Below are 20,967 nucleotides of genomic sequence, written 5' to 3'. Positions count from 1 at the left end.
GTTGCACGATAGAGGCGTGATCGACCGTGCCGGTCTCGCCGACTTCCTGCGTCGCCGGCGTGAGCTGCTCCGCCCGGCCGACGTCGGCCTGCCCGACGGCATCCGCCGCCGCACCCCCGGGCTGCGGCGCGAGGAGGTGGCGCAGCTCGCGGGCGTGTCCGCCGACCACTACACCCGGCTGGAGCAGGCCCGCGGCTCCGCGCCGTCCGACGGCGTGGTGGCGGCGCTGGCCCGGGCGCTGCGCTGCGATCTGGACCAGCGCGACCACCTGTTCCACCTGGCCGGGCTGTCCGCGCCGCCGCGCCGCGCCGGCGGCCACGTCCGTCCCGGCCTGATCCAGCTCGCCGGCCGCCTCGTCGACGTGCCCGTCTGCATCCTCAGCGATGTGGGCGAGGTGCTGTGGCGCAACGATCTGCTGGCGGCGCTCGTGGGTGAGCGGGACGTCCGGCCCGGCCGCGAGGGCAACGTCTACTGGCGCTGGTTCACCGATCCCGCGAGCCGCGAGCCGGCCCCGGAGGAGGATCGGCCGCGGCTGTCCGCGGCGCACGTCAGCGACCTGCGGGCGACGCACTCGCGCCGGGCCGGCGACCGCGACGTCACCGAGCTCGTCCGCGATCTGCTCGAGCACAGCGCCGAGTTCCGGGAACTGTGGGAGCAGCACGAGGTCGCGGTGCGCCGCTCCGACGTGAAGACCTTCGTCCATCCCGAGGTCGGGCCGATCCGCGTGCACTGCGAGGTCCTGCTCACGCCCGACGAGGACGTCCAGCTGCTGGCGTACTTCCCGCTCGAGGGCACCGACGCCGCCGAGAAACTGCAGTTGCTGCGGGTGATCGGCACTCAGGACTTCCGCACGAACGCCTGAGCGCTCACTGGGCCATGTCGACGAAGCGGCTGTAGTGGCCCTGGAACGCGACGGTGATGGTGGCGGTCGGCCCGTTGCGGTGCTTGGCCACGATGAAGTCGGCCTCCCCCGCCCGCGGCGACTCCTTCTCGTAGGCGTCCTCGCGGTGCAGCAGGATCACCATGTCGGCATCTTGCTCGATGCTGCCCGATTCGCGCAGGTCAGAGAGCATGGGCTTCTTGTCCTGGCGCTGCTCGGGACCACGGTTGAGCTGGCTCATCGCGATGACCGGGACCTCGAGCTCCTTGGCCAGCAGCTTGAGCGCCCGGGAGAACTCCGCGACCTCCTGCTGCCGGCTCTCGACCCGCTTGCCGCTGGACATCAGCTGCAGGTAGTCGATGATCACCAGGCGGAGATCGTTGCGCTGCTTGAGCCGCCGGCACTTGGCCCGGATCTCCATCATCGTCATGTTCGGCGAGTCGTCGATGTAGAGCGGCGCGCTGGAGACCTCGCCGGTGCTGCGGGCGATCCGGTTCCAGTCGTCGTCGGTCATCTGGCCGGAGCGCATGTGGTGCAGCGGGACCTTGGCCTCGGCGGAGAGCAGCCGCATGGTGATCTCGTTGCGGCCCATCTCCAGCGAGTAGATGACCGAGGTCAGCCCGTTCTTGATCGACGCCGCCCGGGCCAGATCGAGTCCCAGGGTCGAGTTGTGCGTCGGGATGCAGGAACGGCCGGCCAGGTACAGGTGGTCGGCGTTGTCGACCTCGACACAGCGGACCGGGACGGAAGGCACCGGACGGACGTCGACCACCATGCGGGCGGTCGGGCCACTGCCGAGACGCTGCCGCTCCAGCTTGCGCCGCAACCGGAACACCGGGTCGCGCGGGGTGAAGGTGATGCAGTACGACGTCGACGTGGCTTCGCTGCGGCCAGGGACCCGCTTGGTGGTCATGCGGGCCCGGTAGCCCAGCGAGTGGACGAGCTCGAGCGTGTCCTCTGCCAGCCGGCGGTTGGTGACGGCGAACTGCACCACGCCGTTCGGGTTCACGTAGCCGTCGGTGTCGAGCAAGCCGGCGAGGAGGTCGCGGCGCTGCCGGATCGAGGCACGCAGGTACTCGGCCGGGATGTGCTTGTCGCCGAGAACGCCCATGGTCCGCAGCAGGGCCTGGACGGTGCCGTGGTCACGGTGGCAGGCGTCGCAGCGGCGCATCCCCGAGGAGGGGCGGCCACAGTCGGGGCACGTCGGTGCCGCGCCCGCTCCGGGCAGGCCGCGGACCCGTCCACCGCAGCGCCGTCCGCACGTGCGGACCTGACTGGTCTTCGGCACGAACGAGGCGCCGCAGACCACGCAGTCACGCTCGGCGATCGGCGCCGGCTCAGGTAGCCGCAGCGAGTAGAGCCGGGGGCCGCGCGGCTCGACCCGCAGACCCGCGCGGCGGATCTCGGCGGCGATCTCGGGATCGTCGGACGTGAACCGGGCCGACGCGCTGTGGCCGTCGCCGAGCCAGACACCAAGGGCGTACGGCGGCAGCGGCAGGTCACGGTCGGGCAGCTCGAACGGCTCGGCCAGCCGCACCGCGTGGTTGAGCCGGCGGTCGCCGCCCGCGGAGCGCAGGGTCCGGGCCAGCTCCTCGGTCGTCACGATGCCGGGATGCTCGGCGGCGGACCAACTGCCCACCGGCCGGGACACCCGGCTCGCCAGCTCGCCGAGCAGTCGGCGACGTGAGTACGTCGTGCCCGAGGTCGGGGCGCCGGCCCGGACCGCCTCGACCGCGCCGTGGATGGCGTGCCGGAACTCGCTGCCGACCTCGGCGACCGCCTGCGCCGCGGTGACGAGGCGGTCGGCCTCGTGCTCGGCGCGGTGGGCGATGGCGCAGGCCCTGGCCACCGACGCGTCGGGCCAGTAGTACCGGCGCGGACGACGCTCCGCGGCCGCACGCCGTCCCGCCCGGGTGGTCGTCGCCCACTGGTGCTGGGCGTCGGCCACGATGACCGTGCCGTCGGAGAACTCGACCTCGTAACAGGGCCGGTCGGTCATGACGTCGGTCGCCGCGACGACCCTGGTGGGCCGGCCGTCGGCGCCGATCAGCAGGTCGCCGGCCCGGACCTCGCCCATGGTCGTCCAGCCGGTCGGCGTCGGCAGGGGGGTGTCCAGTGCCAGCGCCTTCCCGACGGCCGGTCTGGCGGCGAGGATGATCAGCTGGCCGGGGTGCAGGCCGTTGGTCAGCGCGTCGAGGTCGGTGAAGCCGGTGGGGACGCCGACCATCTGGCCGCCGCGGGAGCCGATCGCCTCGATCTCGTCGAGGGTGCCCTCCATGATCTCCGACAGCGGGTGGTAGTCCTCGGAGGCCCGCTTCTCGGTGACGGCGTAGACCTCGGCCTGGGCGCGGTCGACGATGGCGTCGGCGTCGCCGTCGTCGCTGTAGCCGAGCTGGACGATGCGGGTGCCGGCCTCGACCAGGCGGCGCAGGATGGCCCGCTCGCGGACGATGTCGGCGTAGAAGCCGGCGTTCGCGGCCGACGGGACGGAGGAGACCAGGGTGTGCAGGTACGGCGCGCCGCCGACCCGGCCGAGCTCGCCGCGCTTCTGCAGCTGGGCTGCGACGGTGACGGCGTCGGCGGGCTCGCCGCGGCCGTAGAGGTCGATGATCGCCTCGTAGACCGCCTCGTGCGCCGGCCGGTAGAAGTCGTGGCCGCGGAGGATCTCGACGACGTCGGCGATGGCGTCCTTGGACAGCAGCATGCCGCCCAGCACCGACTGCTCGGCGGCGACGTCCTGCGGGGGCGTGCGGCCGTAGTCGGCCGGGGCTTCCTCCCGGCGATCCGGCAGCTCCGCGACGCTCACGCACACACCTCCGGCACCGGGTCGTCCATACATATGTTCTAACAGCCACCGCTGTTTGGCGAACCTATGGCCCGCGTCGGCGCGTCGCCAAGTCGATGATCCACAGGTGCTGTGGAGGAGCTGTGGAGGCACCGCGTAAACGATCATCCCCAACTGTGGACAACCCTGGGGACAGCGCCTCGGCGAGTTGTTCACAGCTCGAACGTCACCCCAGGTCACGAGCGACATTCGTCGTCCACGGGGTGTGGACGGAGATCCACAGGGCACGATCTCAGATGGCGAGACAACGGTCACGCGATGACAGGTGTCACCTCTACCGTCGGTGCTGCCATGATTCGACATCCGTTCCGCCGGCACCCGGCCGACGGTGAGATCCTGCGGCTCGCGTTGCCCGCCCTGGGCGCGCTGGTCGCCGAGCCGCTGTTCCTGCTCACCGACTCCGCCATCATCGGCCATCTCGGCACACCGGAGCTCGCCGGCCTGGGCATCGCGTCGGCGGTGCTCGGCACGCTGGTGAACGTGTCGATCTTCCTGGCCTACGGCACGACAGCGGCGGTGGCGCGGCGGCTGGGCGCGGGCGACCAGGCCGGCGCGCTGCGCTCGGGCATCGACGGCTGCTGGCTGGCGGTGCTGATCGGCCTCGGCACCGTCGCGGCCGGCTGGCCGCTGGCACCGTGGGTGGTGTCGCTGTTCGGCCCGGACGACGACGTGGCCGGTCATGCGGAGACGTACCTGCGCATCAGCCTCCTCGGCATCCCGTCGATGCTGCTCGTCCTCGCCGCCACCGGCGTGCTGCGCGGCCTGCAGGACACGCGGACCCCGCTGTACGTCGCGGTGACGGGGGCGGTCGCGAACGTCGTCCTCAACGTCGTGCTGGTGTACGGGCTGGACCTCGGCATCGGCGGCTCGGCGCTGGGCACCGTCCTCGCGCAGACGGGCATGGCGGCGGTCTTCGCCCGGGTCGTGGTGCGCGGCGCCCGGCGCGCCGGCGTCCCGATCCGGCCGGACGGGCGCGGCGTCGCGCAGGCGTTCGGCGCCGGCGTGCCGCTGATCGTGCGGACGGTCGCGATGCGGGTCGCGCTCATCGTGATCACCGTGGTGGCGGCCGGGCTGGGGACGGCGGCGCTGGCGGCGCACCAGGTCGCGTTCACGACGTGGACGCTGCTGGCGCTGATCCTCGACGCCGTCGCGATCGCCGCGCAGGCGCTGGTCGGCCGGGCGCTCGGCGCCGGCGACGTGGACGGCGCGCGGTCGATCACCCGGCGGATGGTCCAGTGGGGCGTGCTGTCCGGGGTCGCGCTGGCGGTGCTGCTGCTGGTGATCGGCAGCGGCTACGCGCGGCTGTTCACATCCGACCCGGACGTGCGCTCGCTGCTGTTCGCCGCACTGGTGGTGGCCGCGGCGATGCAGCCGATCGCCGGCTGGGTGTTCGTGCTCGACGGCGTGCTGATCGGCGCCGGCGACGGGCGCTACCTGGCGTGGGCGTCGGTGCTGTCGGTCGCCGCGTTCCTGCCGGCGGCCTGGGCGGTCTCCGTCGCCGATGTGTCGGGGCGGGCCGGCCTGATGTGGCTGTGGGGCGCGATCGGCCTCTGGATGCTGGTCCGCCTGGTCACGCTGGCGCTGCGGGAACGCAGCGACACCTGGATGGTCACCGGCGCGGTCCGCTGAGCCGGCTCGGTACGCCTGCGACACTGGCGGCGATGGATGTCTTGACGTTCCCGTTCGTCGCGACCTTCTCGGTCCTGACCGCGCTGATCTTCGGGCTGATCGCGCAGCGCCTGCTCGGCCTGCGCCTGGGGCTGTTCCGGCTGCTGCTGACCGGTGGGTTCGCGATCATCGTCGGCCCGCTGATCATGTATGCGCTGATGGACCAGTTCACGCTGACACCGTCCGGGCTGACCGACCGGAGCGAGGGAGCGGTCGCGTTCTGGTTCGCGCTGCTGGCCGGGGTGCTGACGATCCTCGCCTCGATGGTGCTGCTGGTGATCATCGAGGCGTTCGTGCCCCTGGGCTCGCTGCCGCCGGCGCTGGTGTGGGGACGCGGGCTGCTCGGCCGGCTGCGGCGGGCCCGCCGGTACTGGCAGATCATCGGCATCGCGGTGCGGCACGGCCTCGGCTCGTACCTGCGCGGCACCCGCGACCGGGCGCTGGACGTCCCGTCCGGCCGGGCCCAGCTGGGCCGCGCGCTGACGAACACGCTGAACGCCGGCGGCGTCACGTTCGTGAAGCTCGGCCAGATCCTCGCCACCCGCCGCGACGTGCTGCCGGCCGAGATCGCCGACGAGCTGGCCCGGCTGCAGGACGACGCCAGCCCGGTGCCGTGGCCGCAGATCGAGCGGGTGCTCGTCGCCGAGCTGGGCGCGCCGGTCGACGAGGTGTTCGCCGAGTTCGCCCGGGAGCCGCTGGCGGCCGCGTCCGTCGGCCAGGTGCACGTCGCCCGGCTGCACGACGGCGCCGAGGTCGTCGTCAAGGTGCAGCGGCCCGGCATCCGGCCCGTGGTCGAGCGCGACCTCGACATCGCCGCGCGGCTGGCCAACCGGCTGGAGAGCGGGACCCGGTGGGGCCGGCGGATGGGCGTGCGGACGCTGGCGGCCGGGCTGGCCGACGCGATCCGCGAGGAGCTGGACTACCGGATCGAGGCGGACAACATCACCGCCGTCGCGTCCGCGCCGAGCCGCCAGCCCGACGTCGTCCTGCCCGAGCCGCACCTGGCGCTGTGCACCGAGCGGGTGCTGGTGATGGACCGGCTGCATGGCACGCCGCTGAACCGGGCCGGCGCCGTCATCGAGGAGCGCGGCGTCGACCGCGACGCGCTGGCGACAACGCTGCTGGACTGCCTGCTGCGCCAGATCGTGCTGGACGGGATCTTCCACGCCGACCCGCACGGCGGCAACATCTTCCTGCTCGACGACGGCCGCCTCGGCCTGCTCGACTTCGGCTCCGTCGGCCGGCTCGACGGCGCCTTGCGCGACGCCCTGCAGCGGCTGCTCGTCGGCGTCGACCGGGGCGACCCACTTGCCGTCAGCGACGCACTGCTGGAGCTGGTGCCGCGGCCGGACGAGATCGACCAGCAGGCGCTGGAGCGCGACATCGGCCGGTTCATGGCCAGGCACACGACCGGCACGGTCAGCACGGGCGCCCGCATGTTCGGCGACCTGTTCCGCGTCGTCGCCGACCACGGTCTGGCCATCCCGCCGGAGATCGCCGCGGTCTTCCGGGCGCTGGCGACGGCCGAGGGCACGCTGACCCGGCTCACGCCCCGGTTCGACCTCATCGGCGGCGCCCGCGCGCTGGCCAGCGGCTACGTCGAGGAGCAGTACGGGCCCGAGCACCTCAAGCAGGCGGTCACCGAGGAGCTGGCCGCGCTGCTGCCGATCCTGCGCCGGCTGCCGCGCCGGGTCGAGCGCATCGCCAGCGCCGCCGAGCACGGCCGGCTCGGCATCAACGTCCGGCTGCTCGCCGACGAGCGCGACCGCGCGGTGCTGACGACCATGCTGCACGAGGTGCTGCTGACCGTCCTCGCCGCGACCACCGGCATCATGGCCGTGCTGCTCATCGGCACCGGCGGCGGGCCGCAGCTCACCGACGCCGTCGGCCTGTACGAGCTGATCGGCTACAACATGCTGGTGATCAGCGCGATCCTGGCGCTTCGGGTGCTGGCTCAGATCTTCCGGCGCGGCTGACGGCGCCACTCTCACCCGCTCCGGGGGACCCCGGACGGCCGCGCCGTCTCTAGCGTCGAGCCATGGCGCGGCATGCGAACGGCTATGACGACCGCTACGGCACCGGGTTCCTGCAGCGGCCGGCGCCCGACGACCGGCTGCCGCGGCAGGGCATGCCGGCCGTGGACGCGATGCGACTGCTCGGCGAGGAGCTGGTCCTCGACGGCATCCCGATGCGCAACCTCGCCACGTTCGTCACGACGTGGATGGAGCCCGAGGCGCAGCGGGTCATCGCCGAGAACCTGCACCGCAACTACATCGACCACGCCGAGTACCCGCAGACCGCGCTGATCGAGCAACGCTGCATCCGGATGCTGGCCGACCTCTTCCACGCGCCCGGCCCCACCACCGGGACCCGCACCCAGGGCTCGTCCGAGGCGATCATGCTCGGCGCGCTGTCGCTGAAGTGGAGGTGGCGGCAGCGGCGTGAGGCGGCGCGGCAGAGCGCCGACCGGCCGAACCTGGTGTTCGGCGGCGACGTCCACGTCGTGTGGGAGAAGTTCTGCCGCTACTTCGACGTCGAGCCGCGGATCATCCCGCTGCGGCCGGACCGGCTCACCATCGGCCCCGAGGACGTCGAGCCGCACGTCGACGAGAACACGATCGGCGTCGCCGCCGTGCTCGGCACGACGTTCACCGGGCACGCCGACGACATCGCCGGCATCGACGCCCTGCTGGTCCGACTGCGCGACGAGCGCGGCCTGGACGTCCCGCTGCACGTCGACGCCGCCAGCGGGGGCTTCGTCTGGCCGTTCCTCTACCCGGACACGAAGTGGGACTTCCGTCTCGAACAGGTCCGCTCGATCAACGTCTCCGGGCACAAGTACGGCCTGGTCTATCCCGGCATCGGCTGGCTGGTGTTCCGCACCACCGACGACCTCGCCGAGGACCTCGTCTTCTACGAGAACTACCTGGGCAAGCGCGACGCGACGTTCACGCTGAACTTCTCCACCAACGCCAGCATGGTGCTCGCGCAGTACTACAACTTCGTCCGCTACGGACACGCCGGCTACCAGGCGATCATGCGGACCATGCAGGCCAACACCGCCGACCTGGCCGAGCGGATCGTCGCGGCCGGCGACTTCGAGCTGGTCGGCGAGCCCGGCGCGGAGCAGTTGCCGCTCGTCGCGTTCCGGCTGGCCGGCGAGCACGACTACGACGAGTTCGACGTGGCCGGCCAGCTGGCCGGCGAGCACGGCTGGATGCTGCCGGCCTACTCGCTGCCGCCCGACGCGCAGGACGTGACGATCCTGCGCGCGCTGGTCAAGCAGACGCTGGGCCGCTCGCTCGCCGACACCTTGGCCGACGATCTCGCGCACGCCCTGCACACGCTGGAGGCGAAGGGCGGGCTGCACGAGCGCGAACGCAGCCGGGTCAAGTCGGGGACCGGCTACTGATCCCGCTTGCGGGCCAGCGCGGCCTCCAGGCGCTCCACCTTGCCGGTGATCTCGCCGGTGTGGCCGGGCCGGATGTCGGCCTTGAGCACCAGGCTGACCCGGTGGCCGTGCCGGCCGACCGCCTCGGTGGCGCGCTTGACGACGTCCATGCACTCGTCCCACTCACCCTCGATGGTGGTGAACATGGAGTCGGTGCTGTTCGGCAGGCCGGACTCGCGGACGACGGCGACGGCGTCGGCCACCGCCTCGGCGACGGAGTCGCCGGTGCCGGACGGTGCGACGGAGAACGCGATGAGCATGGCGTCATCGTAGGCCGCAGTCCGTGCACCGGCCGCGGCGGCGCAGCCAGTACGCCAGCGTCCCCCAGCCCAGCGCGACGCCCCACAGTGGCCAGAGCAGCGCCGGCCCGACGGCGGCCCAGTCCTCGGCGCCGATCAGGCCCTCGGAGAGGCCGCCCTTGATCAGCCCGAGCCCGCCGGAGGTCACCAGCACCGCCACCACCGACGCCGGCACGACGGCCAGCCCGACCGGCACCCGGCGGCCGCCCAGCCCGGGCATCCAGCGCGGGCACACCTCGCCCCAGCGCTGCACCAGGCCCAGCGTCAGCACGGTGCCCACCAGCGCGAACGAGCCCAGCCAGGCAGCCGCCAGCAGTGCGCCGTCGGCGGCCAGCTCGTCCAGCTCCCGCTCGCTCATGCCGATCGGCACGCCGGCGACCCACAGCCACCGGGTCGCCGCGTACAGCGCCGGGATCGCCGCCGCCACGTAGACCGCCGGACGGCCCCAGCGCCGCACCACCGCGACCGAGGCCGCCCGATCCGGCCGGCCGCACCTGGCGCAGGAGCCGGCGGTGCGCCGTGCGTAGGCAACCGTCGCCGCCGCCCAGAGGAAGCCGCCGATCAGCGCGACCAGCTGGTGCACGTGATCGACGCCGAGCGCACTGGCGACGTCGGCCCGCAGCCCGGCGTCGAACGGCCCGAGGACCACGATCATCGGCAGGTAGCCCACGAGCGCCAGCATCCGCGTCGTCGGCACCACGATCAGCAGCACCAGCGCCAGCGACCCGCCGAACCCGACGGCGAACCGCCGCCACCAGCGCGGCACCCTCGCGCCCGGCCGGTACCGCGCCATCACCGCACCGGTCCCGGCGCCGGCCAACGCGACCGCGGCGAACAGCGGCGCGCCGACGTCGGCCGGCACGTCGCCGAGCAGCGAGAGCTCGCTGTTCGGGTCGGCCGGGTCGATCGGGTAGCCGGCGCCGGTCAGCGTCCAGCCCAGCGCCGTCAGCCCGTAGCCGAGCGCCCACACCGTCGCCGCCCAGGGCGCCCAGTCCGGCCAGCGCCGCCACCAGCTGAGCCGCACCGGTGCGGCCGTCATCGTCAGTTCCATACCCCGACTCTCGCCCGCGGCGCACCGCTCCGGCCTCCCGCCGCTCGGTGAGACGGGTCCCTCGCCAGGGGGATCAGCGCGGGGTGATGAAACCGGACTCATAGGCGGCGATGACGGCCTGGGTGCGGTCGCGGACGCCGAGCTTGGTGAGGACGTTGCCGACGTGGGTCTTCACTGTCTCGACGCCGACCACGAGGTCGCCGGCGATCTCGGCGTTGGACCGGCCGGCTGCCATCAGCCGCAGCACCTCGGCCTCCCGCTCGCTCAGCCCGGCGCCGGCCAGCGCGTCGCCGCCGTTGCCCGCGTGCGCCGCGGCGAGTCCGCGGATGGCGGCCGGGAACAGCAGCGAGTCGCCGCTGGCCACCGTCCGGACCGCCTGCACGATCTGCTCCGGCCGGGCCCGCTTGAGCAGGAACCCGTGCGCGCCGGCGCGCAGCGCCTCGTACACGTAGTCGTCGTTCTCGAACGTCGTGACGACGAGGATGCGCGGCGGGTCGTCGTGCCGGGCGAGCAGCCGGGTCGCCTGGATCCCGTCGACGGCGGGCATCCGCACGTCCATCAGCACGACGTCCGGGCGGGACCGGGCCACCAGTGGCCCGACCTCGGCGCCGTCGGACGCCTCACCGACGACGCGCAGGTCCGGCTCCGCGTCGATGATCGCCCGCAGCCCGGCCCGCACCAGCGGCTCGTCGTCCACCAGCAGCACCGTGATCTGCCCGGTCACCGGTCCTCCCGTCCCGGCAGGTGCACCCGCACCCGCCACACCCCGTCCGCGGCCTGCGCGGACAGCTCGCCGCGCAGCAGCCGGACCCGCTCCCGCATCCCGCGCAGGCCGCGGCCACCGTTCGCCCGGGAGCCGGAGCCGGAGCCGGCGACACCACCGGGCAGCGGGTTCGACACGTCGATGTCCAGTCCGTCCGCCGTCGCCACCACCCGCAGCCGGACCGGCACCCGCGCCGCGTGCCGGGCCGCGTTCGTCAGGCCCTCCTGCACGATCCGGTACGCCTCCCGCGACAGCACCGGCGGCACGGCCGCGAGATCGCCGTCGACCGTCGCCTCCAGGTCCATGCCGGCGGTCCGCGCGTCGTCGACGAGACGGTCCAGGTCGGCCAGCGTGCGCTGCGGCGACGCGCCGTCACCGGGTCCGGCGCCGCCCGCGCGCAGCACGCCGAGCACGTGGTCGAGGTCCTCCATCGCCGTCCGGCCGGCCTCCTCGACGGCGAGCAGCGCCCGGCGGGCGAACTCGGGGTCGGAGTCGAGCACCCGGCGCGCCGCGGCCGCCTGCAGCGTCGTCACCGTCAGCGCGTGGCCGACGGAGTCGTGCAGCTCGCGGGCCAGCCGGTTGCGCTCGGCGAACTCCCGGGCCTGCTCCTCCATCGCCAGCCGCAGCTCCGCCGGCGACGGCCCCAGCAGCAGCGGCGCGAACCACGCCAGCAGCGCGCCGAGCCCGGCCACCAGGCACGCCGTCGCGACGACCAGCCCGAGCCCGAACAGCACCGCCCAGCCGCCGCCGACCTCGTCGAGGAAGCCCAGCCCGGCGATGCCGCCGCCGTCGTCGAAGCCGAGCCCGCGCGCCACCAGCAGCACCGCCGTCGGCGCGGAGAACAGCACCGCCGCCATCGCCACGCCGCCGCTGAGCAGGTGCAGCACGTACCAGCCGGCGCCGAACAGCCGGCTCTCCCAGGGCGGGTCGGCGGCCGGATCGGGCAGGTCGACGTCGAGCAGGGCGCGGGTCGCGGTGATCTCCAGCGCCCGCATCGCCGGCAGGAACGGCGGCACCGTCGCGATGACGAACGTGACCGCCGCCAGCACCGCGGCCGGGACGTACGGCGTGCCCGGGTCGGTGAACAGCCGCACGAACGCGACGATCAGCAACACGTAGGGCAGCAGGATCACGCCGCCGAGCAACAGGTGGATGCCGCGGCGGGCCAGCCGGCGCCCGGCCAGCGGCGCGACGATGCTGCGCAGCGCTCCCACGGAGCCGATTGTCGCAGCCGGCCTCAGCCGGCGTCCTCCGGCAGCATCGACACGGCGACCGCGCAGGCGGCGTCGAAGATCTCGTCGGAGGTCGCGTCGACGTCGCTCATGATCATCGGGCCGCCGAGCAGCGTGTAGAACGCCATCCGGCCGCACAGCTGCACCGGCAGCGGGTCGCCCGGGTCGACGACGAAGTCGACCAGCACCCGCAGCCGGTCGCGCAGCGCGTCGCCGGACTCGTGCGAGCGCAGCGCCGGCTGGTTCTCCATCAGGAACCGCAGCAGTTGCGCACCCTGGCCGCGGATCGCCTTGCCGTACCGCTCGATCAGCTCGCGCCGGTTCTCCGGCGTGCGGTCCTGCTCGGCGGCCCAGCCGACCACCTCGTCGACGGCCGTCAGCAGGTCGTCCACCAGGCTGTGGACGATGTCGTCCTTGCTCTTGAAGTAGTAGTAGAGCGACGCCTTCGTCATGCCGAGGCGCTCGGAGATCTCCCGCAGCGACGTCTGGTCGTACCCCTGCTGGGCGAACAGCTCCAGCGCCACGCGCTGGATGCGCGCCCGCGTGCTGCTGGGGTCTCGGTCGAGCATGGGACTCCGTCGATCGTGGGGGGTCGTGCAGTGAACGTACCCCGATGCGAGAAAGGTTCCACGTCAACGATCTGGCCGGGACGCACGAAGGCCCGCGGGCCGGCCTGGTGCCGGCGCGCGGGCCCTCGGGTGGAACGGACGTCAGGCCGGGACGACCTCGAGGTTGACGTTGGCCGCCACCTCGGGGTGCAGGCGCACGACGACGCTGTGGGTGCCGACCGTCTTGATCGGGCTGCCCACCTCGATGCGGCGCTTGTCGATGGCCGGGCCACCGGACGCCGTGACCGCCGACGCGATGTCGGCCGACGTGACGGCGCCGAACAGCCGGCCGGTGTCGCCGGCCTTGGCCGACAGCCGGACCGCGGTGCCCTCCAGCTGCGCCTTCACGGCGCGGGCGGAGTCGAGGTCGGCGAACTCGCGGGCCGAGCGGGCGCGGCGGATGGAGTCGATCTCCTTCTGCCCGCCCTTCGTCCACGCCATCGCGAAGCCACGCGGCACGAGGTAGTTGCGGCCATAGCCGTCCTTGACCTCGACCACGTCGCCGGCGGCGCCGAGGCCCGGGACCTCCTGGGTGAGAATCAGCTTCATCGCGTCGTCTCCCCTCAGCGAGCCGTCGAGGTGTACGGCAGCAGCGCCATCTCGCGGGCGTTCTTGATCGCGGTGGCGACGTCGCGCTGGTGGCGGGTGCAGTTGCCGGTGACGCGACGCGCGCGGATCTTGCCGCGGTCGGAGATGTACTTGCGCAGCAGCGAAGTGTCCTTGTAGTCGACGTAGTCGACCTTGTCCTTGCAGAAGGCGCAAACCTTCTTCTTCGGCTTGCGCAGCGGGGGCTTTGCCATCGTGGTGCTCCTCCTTCGGGGAGCCCGGTCGCCTCGCTGGCCGCGGCTGACCGGGATGGGTTGACGGGCGCGTTCCGTGCGGGGCGGCCTCCAGAGCCGCCCCGGAACGCTGGGTTACTTCGTGATCAGAACGGGGGCTCGTCGGACGGCGGACCGGCCGGAGCGCCCCACGGGTCGTTGCCGCCGCCGCCCTGCGGCTGTCCGCCGCCGGACGGGGTAGCCCACGGGTCGTTGCCACCGCCGGCGGGCTGGCCGCCGCCACCGAAGCCGCCGCCACCGCCGGACCGCTGGGTCCGGGTGACCTTGGCCGTGGCGTAGCGCAGGCTCGGGCCGATCTCGTCGACATCGAGCTCGATGACCGTGCGCTTCTCACCCTCGCGGGTCTCGTACGAGCGCTGCTTGAGCCGCCCCGTCACGACCACCCGCATACCGCGCTGCAGCGACTCGGCGGCGTTCTCGGCCGCCTGGCGCCACACCGAGCACGACAGGAACAGCGCTTCGCCGTCCTCCCACGTGCTGGTCTGCCGGTTGAACGTGCGCGGCGTGGACGCGACGCGGAAGTTCGCGACCGCGGCGCCGCTGGGCGTGAAGCGCAGCTCAGGGTCGTCGGTCAAGTTGCCGACAACCGTGATGACGGTCTCGCCTGCCATTGCTGGTCCCTCTCAGTGGGCTTCCGGCCGAACGACCTTGGTACGCAGCACCGTCTCGGACAGTCCGAGCTGGCGGTCGAGCTCAGCCACCGTGTCGGCCTCGCACGTGACGTCGAGCACCGCGTAGATGCCCTCGCTCTTCTTGCCGATCTCGTACGAGAGCTTGCGGCGGCCCCAGATGTCGATCTTCTCGACCGAGCCACCGGACTCACGTACGACCCCGAGGTAGTTCTCGAGGCTGGGCTGCACGGTGCGCTCCTCGGACTCGGGGTCCAGGATCACCATGACCTCATAGCGACGCATGCCGGATCACCTCCTGTGGTCTTCGCGGCCACGGTCTCTCCGTGGCAGGAGGGCTTGAACGTCGATGGCCCGGTCGGGTGCACACAGGTCCGTGCTCGACCAGGCCGCAGGCAAGGTTACCAGCGTTGCGCCGAAACACCGATTCGGTTGTCCACAGGGCTTGACCTGCGCGTCTCAAGCACGCCCGCGGAAATGCTCCTTCCGGATGATTCCGTGCACACCGACGGTACGGTCCACCACCTGGGAGACGGCGAAGTCGGCACCGGCGGACAGGTAGGCGTACGCCGTCGGGCGGTCCATCCCCAGGTCATCCTGCAGGAAGTCGAGTGCGTTCACGACCGCCCGGCGCATGGCGACGTCGAGATCGCTCACCTGGCCGCCGATGGCGCCGTCGGGGTCGGACAGCCCGATCGGGACCCACGCCTCCGGGGTCTCCGCGAACGGATACCCGAACGCGACGCCCGGAGCACGGCCGTCGCCGCGCTTGCACACGGTCAGCCGGAACGTCAGCCGCAGCGACCCCTCCAGCGCCGTCAGCGCCACCTCGCCGTCGCCCATGGCGAAGTGCGGGTCGCCGACGTGGAACAACGCGCCCTCGGCCACCACCGGCAGATAGAACGCGGAGTCGACACCGAGCAGGTTGATGTCGATGTTGCCGCCACCTCGCGTGGGCGGGATCGAGTTGACCGACGGATCGGTGGCCGACGTCGCGCCCGTGGTGGCCACACCCATGAGGCCGGCGAACGGCTCGATCGGGAACGTGACCTCGCCGGTGCGGCCCACCGGGAGCCGGCCGACGGCCCGGCCGCGCCGAGTGGTCACCGGCGTGAACGTCGAGACGTTGCCGTAGCGCTCGGGGTCGCCGGTGGCGCGCCCGTCGGTCTCGACGGGCGGCATCACCTCGGAGCGGGCGAGGTCGGCGAACGCGGCGGACAGCGCGCCCTTGCCGTGCCGGCTGGAGACGACGCCGTACGGCACCCGCGGCAGCGCCGACAGCGTCTCGACCTTGAGGACGTCGCCGGGCTCGGCGCCCTCGACGAACACCGGCCCGGTGACGACGTGCGGCCCGTCGACGTCGAAGTCGCGCGGCGTGCGGTCGTACCCGCCGGCGATCGCGACGGCGTCGTCGAGCACGTCGCGGCGGCGCACACCCTTGCTCGCGAAGTAGGCGACCGGGTCACGACCCTGGTCCTCGAGGATCCCCTCGTGCGAGACGGTGTCGATGGTGACGGTCTCGCCGGAGCGCATGCGCAGCACCGGCTCGTCGCCGACGCGAGGCAGGTATCCCCACAGCACCTGGTCCGGGTCACTGCGCAGGTAGTGCCGGCCGTCGATCGGCCCGGTGCCCGGCTGCAGGACGCGTCCGGGCAGCCGCACCCGTGACGCGGGCGCCGCCGCGCCGGCGGCCGCCTGGCCCGCCAGTGGCACCGCCGCCGCGGCGGCCGTCCCGACCGCGGCCAGCGCGCGCAGCAGTCCGCGCCGGCCGAGGCGACCCACCAGCCTGGCTCCGACGTACGCGGCGATGTCGTCCTCTGGAGTCCCGAACCGGCTCATGGCCACTCATGCCAGCGTGCCGCCGTGACGGCGCGGTTTCGGCCGGCGCCCGACGGGGTTACGAAAGGTCAGAAATCGGACCCGGCCTCCAGTCGCTGCCGCAGCAACTGCTCCAGCGGCATCGACTCGCCGTCGCGGCCGCCCACCCCGGCCTGCAGCGGCGGGTCGGACGGGGCCGGCCGGACGCCGGTCAGCCGGGCGGCCGCCGACCGTGGCACGTCGAGCAGGTAGAACTCGCCGTCGTCGCCGACCGCCATCGCGTGGTTGCGGCGCACGTACCAGCCGCGCAGCCCGGTCCGGTACGTGACGGCCCCCTCGCCGGCCCTGGCCCGCAGCGGCCCGGGCTCGATGCCGGCGGACCTCATGGCGGCGACGAACTGTGCGACCAGCTCCCGCGCCCGTGTGGTCTCGGCCGCCTTCTTCCGGGCCAGCGCCTCGGCCTGCGCCCGCACCACCTCGCGCCGCTGCTCCCGCCAGCTCCCCTCACCCACCCCTGCACTTTACGTGGGCGACCTGCGCGGCCAGCCCTGACCACGGACGCCACCGCCCGCACCGCACCTGCGCGTGGACCCCCGAGCGGACCGCAACAGCGTGCGGGGGCCGGGGGATGCCAGCAGGGGTAGGCTGCGGGCGTCCGAGCGAGGAACGAGCGAGGCACCTGTCGGACCGGCGCGGTAGCGTCTGTGAGCATGGCTGTGCAGCGCATCGGAGCCCACGTGAAGCAGGGCGACCCCATCGCCGTGTCCAAGTCGACCGGGGCCGGGGCGGTGCAGATCTTCCTCGGCGACCCGCAGGACTGGAAGGCGCCGAAGCTGACGTATCCGGGCGGCGCCGAGGGGCTGAAGGCCGACGCCGAGGCGGCCGGGCTGACGGTGTACGTGCACGCGCCGTACGTCGTCAACGTCGCCACGACGAACAACCGCATCCGCATCCCCAGCCGCAAGATCCTGCAGCAGCACGTCGACGTGGCGGCGCAGGTCGGCGCGGCCGGCCTCGTGGTGCACGGGGGCCACGTGCTCAAGGGCGACGACCCGCAGACCGGCGTCGACAACTGGCGCAAGGCGGCCGAGCAGTTGGACGCCAAGGTGCCGGTGTTCATCGAGAACACCGCCGGCGGCGACTTCGCGATGGCCCGCAAGCTGGACCGGCTGGCCGCGCTCTGGGACGCCGTCGGCGAGTTCGGGTTCGGCTTCTGCCTCGACACCTGTCACGCGTTCTCGGCCGGCATCGCGGCGGAGGACATGGTGGAGAAGACCCGGGCGATCACCGGGCGGATCGACCTCGTGCACGCCAACGACAGCCGCGACCCGTTCGACTCCGGCGCCGACCGGCACGCCACCATCGGCACCGGCAGCATCGGCGGTGACGCCATCGTCGCTGTCATCGAGGCGGCCGGCACCGACGCGATCGTCGAGACCCCGGCCGAGGGCCAGGACGCCGACGTCGCCTATCTGCTGGACCGCGTCAAGGCGAGGTAGCGGCGATGCGCGGCCGGGCACGGGCCGCCTCCGCGACGCCGGCGACGGCCTCGGGCCGTACGGTGTCGCGGACGATGCGCAGCGCCTCGAGCAGCGCGTTCAGCTGCTCCGGCGTCAGCAGGCCGGTGTACCAGCGGTCGACGTCCTCGAGGTGTTCCTCGACGGCGGCCGTCACCCGCTCCAGGCCGGCGTCGGTGAGCACGGCCCAGGTGCCGCGGCGGTCGGTGTCGCAGCTGGCCCGCACCACCAGGCCGGCGCGCTCCAGCCGGTCGACCACGCGGGTCACGCCGCTGGTGGTCAGGCTGGTCTGCGCGGCGAGGTCGCTCATGCGCAACTGGCAGTTGGGCGTGCGGCCCAGCCGCAGCAGGATCTCCAGCTCGTTCTCGGACAGGCCGTGGCGGCCCAGGCGGGCGGCGAACTTGTTGGTCAGCCCCCGGTGCACCTCGACGAGCAGGCCGACGGCGGTGAGCCGGTCGTCGTCGATGATTCGCGTCGTCGCCATAGATGCTGATGCTAACAATGGTTGACGGCGCAAAATATTGAACGTTGAAGCACTGACGCCAGAGAAAGGGCAGGCCATGGCTGAGTCGGACACCGATCGCAACGTGCACCCGTGGAACGGGCTCACGGTGCCGGCCGCCGGCGACTTCACGCTCGACCCCGAGCACGCCGACGTCACGTTCGCCGTCCGCTACCTCATGGTCACGCAGATCAAGGGCCGCTTCGGCGACGTCAGGGCGACGCTGACGCTTGGCGAGGACCCCACGGCGTCGCACGTCGAGGTCGTCGTCGGGACGGCGAGCCTGGCCACCGGCGAGGACGACCGCGACCAGCGGCTGCGCTCGGCCGACTTCTTCGACGTCGCCCGTCACCCGGAGCTGACGTTCCGGTCCACCCGCATCACGCACGTCCGCGGCAACGAGTTCGTGCTGGCCGGCGACCTGACGATCCGCGGGACCACCCGGCCGGTGGAGTTCGGCGCCAGCTTCGACGGCGTCGGCTTCGACCCGTGGGGCGCGCAGGTCGTCGGGCTCAGCGCGCGCACCGAGATCGACCGCGAGCGCTGGGGCCTCACCTGGAACCGGGCGCTGGAGACCGGCGGCGTGCTGATCGGCAAGACGGTCGTGCTGGAGATCGACGCCGAGTTCAACCGGCCGGCCGGATCCGCCCGCGAAACGGGTAACCTCGCCCCGTGACCCGCTCCCCCCTCGCCGTCCGTGAGATCACGAGCGAGCAGCATCTCGCCGCGATCGCCGAGCGGCCCTCGGTCAGCTTCCTCCAGACACCGGCGTGGGGCGTGGTCAAACGGGACTGGCGGTCCCGCTCGGTCGGCTGGTTCGACGGCGACCAGCTGGTCGGCGTCGCGCTCGTGCTCTACCGCCAGGCGCCGCGCGTGCGCCGCTACCTCGCCTACGTCCCCGAGGGCCCGAGCATCGACTGGGACGGCGCCGCGGCCGCCGGCGACCTGCAGCGCTGGCTGGCCCCGCTGGCCGAGCACGTGAAGTCGCAGGGCGCGTTCGGCCTGCGCATGGGCCCGATGGCGGTGACCCGCCGGTGGTCCAACGCGACGCTCAAGGCCGCGCTGGCCGACCCCGGCGTCAGCCGCCTGCGCGACGTCGCCGCCGACGAGACCACCGCGACCGGCGCGGCGCTGGCCGAGCAGCTGACGGCGCTGGGCTGGCGTCCGCCGGCCGACACCGAAGGCTTCGCCGCCGGCCAGCCACGGCACCTGTTCCAGCTGCCGCTGAAGGGCCGCGACACCGACGACGTCCTCAAGGGCTTCAACCAACTGTGGCGGCGCAACATCAAGAAGGCGGACAAGTCCGGCGTCGTCGTCACGCTGGGCACGGCCGCCGACCTGCCGGAGTTCCACCGCATCTACGCCGAGACCGCGCAGCGCGACGCGTTCACGCCGCGGCCGCTGTCGTACTTCGAGGGCATGTGGGCCGCGATGACGGCCGAGGCGCCGGAGCGGCTGCGGCTGTACCTCGCCCACCACGAGGGCGACCTCGTCGCGGCCGCCACCATGACCCGCGTCGGCACCCACGCCTGGTACTCCTACGGCGCCTCGACGACGGCCAAGCGCGACGTCCGCGGCTCCAACGCGATCCAGTGGCGGATGATGCAGGACGCGCTGGCCGAGGGGTGCTCCGTCTACGACCTGCGCGGCATCACCGACACGCTGTCCGAGGACGACCCGCACGCGGGGCTGATCCGGTTCAAGCTGGGCACCGGCGGCGAGGCGGTGGAGTACCTCGGCGAGTGGGACCTGCCCATCTCCCGCGTCCTCTACTCTGCCTTCGACCTGTACATGAAGCGCCGGAGCTGAGCGCGTGTCCCTCACCCTGCACATCGCCGCGGACCAGTGGCACGGCCGGGTCCGCCGCTACGTCGAGGACGCGACCGCCGCCGGCGTCACCGTCGTGCCGGTCGCGAAGGGCAACGGCTACGGCTTCGGCAACGCCGTGCTCGCGGCGGAGGCGGCCCGGCTGACGGTGCCGACGCTCGCCGCCGGGACGTACGAGGAGGTCCCGGCGGTCGCTGCGACGTTCGGCGGCGACGTGCTGGTGCTGACCCCGTGGCGGCCCTGGCTGACCGGCGGTCTCTCCGACGACCGCGTGCTGCACACCGTCTCGCGCCTGGACGACCTGCGCCGGCTGTCCGACGGCGACACCCGGCCGCGGGTCGTCGTCGAGGTGCTGACGAGCATGCGCCGGCACGGCATCGACCCCGGCGACCTGGCCGAGGTCGGCAAGCTGCTCGACGGCGTCCGGTTCGAGGGGTTCGCGCTGCACCTGCCGCTGACCGGCGACCACACCACCGAGGCGACGACGCTGGCCCGGCGGGCGTTCGAGGCGGTGCCGGCGGCCGCCCGCACGGTGTGGGTGAGCCACCTCAGTCCCGCGCGTGCCGCGACCGTCGGCCAGGCGACGTCCGCCGAGGTGCGGCTGCGGGTGGCGACGGCGCTCTGGCTCGGCGACCGGTCCGGGCTGACCCCGAAGGCGACGGTGCTCGACGTGCACCGGGTGCGCCGCGGCGAGACGTACGGCTACCGGCAGCGCCGGGCCCGCCGCGACGGCGCCGTCGTGGTGCTCGCCGGCGGGACGGCCCACGGCGTCGCCCTGCAGGCTCCGACCGCAGCCGGAACGCTGCGGCAACGGGCGTCGGCGCTGGCCCGCGGCGGGCTGGAGGCGGGTGGGCGGGCCCTGTCCCCGTTCCGCGTCGGCGGGAAGCAGCGCTGGTTCGCCGAGCCGCCGCACATGCAGTGCTCGATGATCTGGCTCCCCGCCGACGTCGACCTACCCGCCGTCGGCGACGAGGTCGACGTCGAGGTCCGCTTCACGACCACCACGTTCGACGCCCTCGCCTGGGACTGACGCCCCGC

At 73.1% G+C, this 20,967-nt stretch carries 21 protein-coding genes; 8 read left to right on the top strand and 13 right to left on the bottom strand.

The window, feature by feature from the left end; genetic code table 11:
- The first annotated feature begins 19 nt into the window (after positions 1–19).
- Entirely contained in the window at positions 20–862 is an 843-nt protein-coding gene (locus C1I92_RS11510; RefSeq protein WP_199521153.1) for a helix-turn-helix transcriptional regulator, read from the top strand.
- A gap of 4 nt (positions 863–866) precedes the next feature.
- On the opposite strand, the gene dnaB is transcribed toward C1I92_RS11510, so the two are convergent.
- On the bottom strand, positions 867–3,686 hold the full coding sequence (gene dnaB, locus C1I92_RS11505) for a replicative DNA helicase (RefSeq protein ID WP_199521146.1): 2,820 nt from the start codon (positions 3,684–3,686) through the stop codon (positions 867–869).
- 330 nt (positions 3,687–4,016) lie between these two features.
- On the opposite strand from dnaB, the gene C1I92_RS11500 reads away from it, so the two are divergent.
- The 3 genes from C1I92_RS11500 to gad all read left to right on the top strand — a co-directional run bounded on the left by C1I92_RS11500 (position 4,017) and on the right by gad (position 8,805).
- The gene (locus C1I92_RS11500; protein WP_111254802.1) at positions 4,017–5,354 is read left to right on the top strand and encodes an MATE family efflux transporter; all 1,338 of its coding nucleotides are present in this window, start codon (positions 4,017–4,019) and stop codon (positions 5,352–5,354) included.
- A 32-nt stretch (positions 5,355–5,386) separates the two neighbouring features.
- Entirely contained in the window at positions 5,387–7,369 is a 1,983-nt protein-coding gene (locus tag C1I92_RS11495; protein WP_111254801.1) for an ABC1 kinase family protein, read from the top strand.
- Positions 7,370–7,431: 62 nt separating this feature from the next.
- Positions 7,432–8,805 (top strand): glutamate decarboxylase, encoded by a 1,374-nt coding sequence (gene gad / locus C1I92_RS11490; RefSeq protein WP_111254800.1) that lies wholly within the window; start codon positions 7,432–7,434, stop codon positions 8,803–8,805.
- On the opposite strand, the gene C1I92_RS11485 is transcribed toward gad, so the two are convergent.
- The 11 genes from C1I92_RS11485 to C1I92_RS11435 all read right to left on the bottom strand — a co-directional run bounded on the left by C1I92_RS11485 (position 8,799) and on the right by C1I92_RS11435 (position 16,595).
- On the bottom strand, positions 8,799–9,104 hold the full coding sequence (locus tag C1I92_RS11485; protein ID WP_111254799.1) for a thiamine-binding protein: 306 nt from the start codon (positions 9,102–9,104) through the stop codon (positions 8,799–8,801). The two genes, gad and C1I92_RS11485, sit on opposite strands and share 7 nt — an antisense overlap.
- 4 nt (positions 9,105–9,108) lie before the next feature.
- Positions 9,109–10,194, bottom strand: a complete 1,086-nt coding sequence (locus C1I92_RS11480) for a hypothetical protein (protein WP_111254798.1) — start codon at positions 10,192–10,194, stop codon at positions 9,109–9,111.
- A gap of 73 nt (positions 10,195–10,267) precedes the next feature.
- On the bottom strand, positions 10,268–10,918 hold the full coding sequence (locus C1I92_RS11475; protein ID WP_199521145.1) for a response regulator: 651 nt from the start codon (positions 10,916–10,918) through the stop codon (positions 10,268–10,270).
- Positions 10,915–12,171 (bottom strand): sensor histidine kinase, encoded by a 1,257-nt coding sequence (locus C1I92_RS11470; protein ID WP_199521144.1) that lies wholly within the window; start codon positions 12,169–12,171, stop codon positions 10,915–10,917. The genes C1I92_RS11475 and C1I92_RS11470 overlap by 4 nt, the downstream gene beginning before the upstream one ends.
- Before the next feature lie 23 nt (positions 12,172–12,194).
- On the bottom strand, positions 12,195–12,758 hold the full coding sequence (locus C1I92_RS11465; protein ID WP_111254797.1) for a TetR/AcrR family transcriptional regulator: 564 nt from the start codon (positions 12,756–12,758) through the stop codon (positions 12,195–12,197).
- Positions 12,759–12,899: 141 nt separating this feature from the next.
- A complete protein-coding gene (gene rplI, locus C1I92_RS11460; RefSeq protein WP_111254796.1) occupies positions 12,900–13,346 on the bottom strand; it encodes a 50S ribosomal protein L9 in 447 nt (148 codons plus the stop codon).
- Positions 13,347–13,360: 14 nt separating this feature from the next.
- The gene (gene rpsR, locus C1I92_RS11455) at positions 13,361–13,597 is read right to left on the bottom strand and encodes a 30S ribosomal protein S18 (protein ID WP_026877935.1); all 237 of its coding nucleotides are present in this window, start codon (positions 13,595–13,597) and stop codon (positions 13,361–13,363) included.
- Between the two features lie 125 nt (positions 13,598–13,722).
- Positions 13,723–14,247: a single-stranded DNA-binding protein gene (locus tag C1I92_RS11450; protein WP_111254795.1), complete on the bottom strand. Its 525-nt coding sequence runs from the start codon at positions 14,245–14,247 to the stop codon at positions 13,723–13,725.
- A gap of 12 nt (positions 14,248–14,259) precedes the next feature.
- The gene (gene rpsF / locus C1I92_RS11445; protein ID WP_111254794.1) at positions 14,260–14,550 is read right to left on the bottom strand and encodes a 30S ribosomal protein S6; all 291 of its coding nucleotides are present in this window, start codon (positions 14,548–14,550) and stop codon (positions 14,260–14,262) included.
- 174 nt (positions 14,551–14,724) lie between these two features.
- On the bottom strand, positions 14,725–16,104 hold the full coding sequence (locus C1I92_RS11440; RefSeq protein ID WP_111254793.1) for an acetamidase/formamidase family protein: 1,380 nt from the start codon (positions 16,102–16,104) through the stop codon (positions 14,725–14,727).
- A 68-nt stretch (positions 16,105–16,172) separates the two neighbouring features.
- Positions 16,173–16,595, bottom strand: coding sequence for a hypothetical protein (locus C1I92_RS11435; protein ID WP_111254792.1), 423 nt, complete (start codon positions 16,593–16,595; stop codon positions 16,173–16,175).
- 198 nt (positions 16,596–16,793) lie between these two features.
- On the opposite strand from C1I92_RS11435, the gene C1I92_RS11430 reads away from it, so the two are divergent.
- Positions 16,794–17,582 (top strand): deoxyribonuclease IV, encoded by a 789-nt coding sequence (locus C1I92_RS11430; protein ID WP_111254823.1) that lies wholly within the window; start codon positions 16,794–16,796, stop codon positions 17,580–17,582.
- Here the strand turns inward: C1I92_RS11430 and C1I92_RS11425 are convergent.
- Positions 17,569–18,084 (bottom strand): MarR family winged helix-turn-helix transcriptional regulator, encoded by a 516-nt coding sequence (locus C1I92_RS11425; protein ID WP_111254791.1) that lies wholly within the window; start codon positions 18,082–18,084, stop codon positions 17,569–17,571. The genes C1I92_RS11430 and C1I92_RS11425 overlap by 14 nt on opposite strands.
- A gap of 76 nt (positions 18,085–18,160) precedes the next feature.
- Here C1I92_RS11425 and C1I92_RS11420 point away from each other — a divergent pair, with 76 nt between their 5' ends.
- The 3 genes from C1I92_RS11420 to C1I92_RS11410 are packed head-to-tail and all read left to right on the top strand — an operon-like array spanning position 18,161 to position 20,959.
- Positions 18,161–18,778, top strand: coding sequence for a YceI family protein (locus C1I92_RS11420; RefSeq protein WP_111254790.1), 618 nt, complete (start codon positions 18,161–18,163; stop codon positions 18,776–18,778).
- Positions 18,775–19,911, top strand: a complete 1,137-nt coding sequence (locus C1I92_RS11415; RefSeq protein WP_111254789.1) for a lipid II:glycine glycyltransferase FemX — start codon at positions 18,775–18,777, stop codon at positions 19,909–19,911. The genes C1I92_RS11420 and C1I92_RS11415 overlap by 4 nt, the downstream gene beginning before the upstream one ends.
- Before the next feature lie 4 nt (positions 19,912–19,915).
- Positions 19,916–20,959 (top strand): alanine racemase, encoded by a 1,044-nt coding sequence (locus tag C1I92_RS11410; protein ID WP_111254788.1) that lies wholly within the window; start codon positions 19,916–19,918, stop codon positions 20,957–20,959.
- Positions 20,960–20,967: the final 8 nt, after the last annotated feature.

The sequence above is a fragment of the Jiangella anatolica genome, from assembly GCF_003236295.1.
Lineage (GTDB): Bacteria > Actinomycetota > Actinomycetes > Jiangellales > Jiangellaceae > Jiangella > Jiangella anatolica.
The sequence above is the reverse complement of the archived record's forward strand: the minus strand, read 5'-3'. Positions and strand labels throughout refer to the sequence as shown.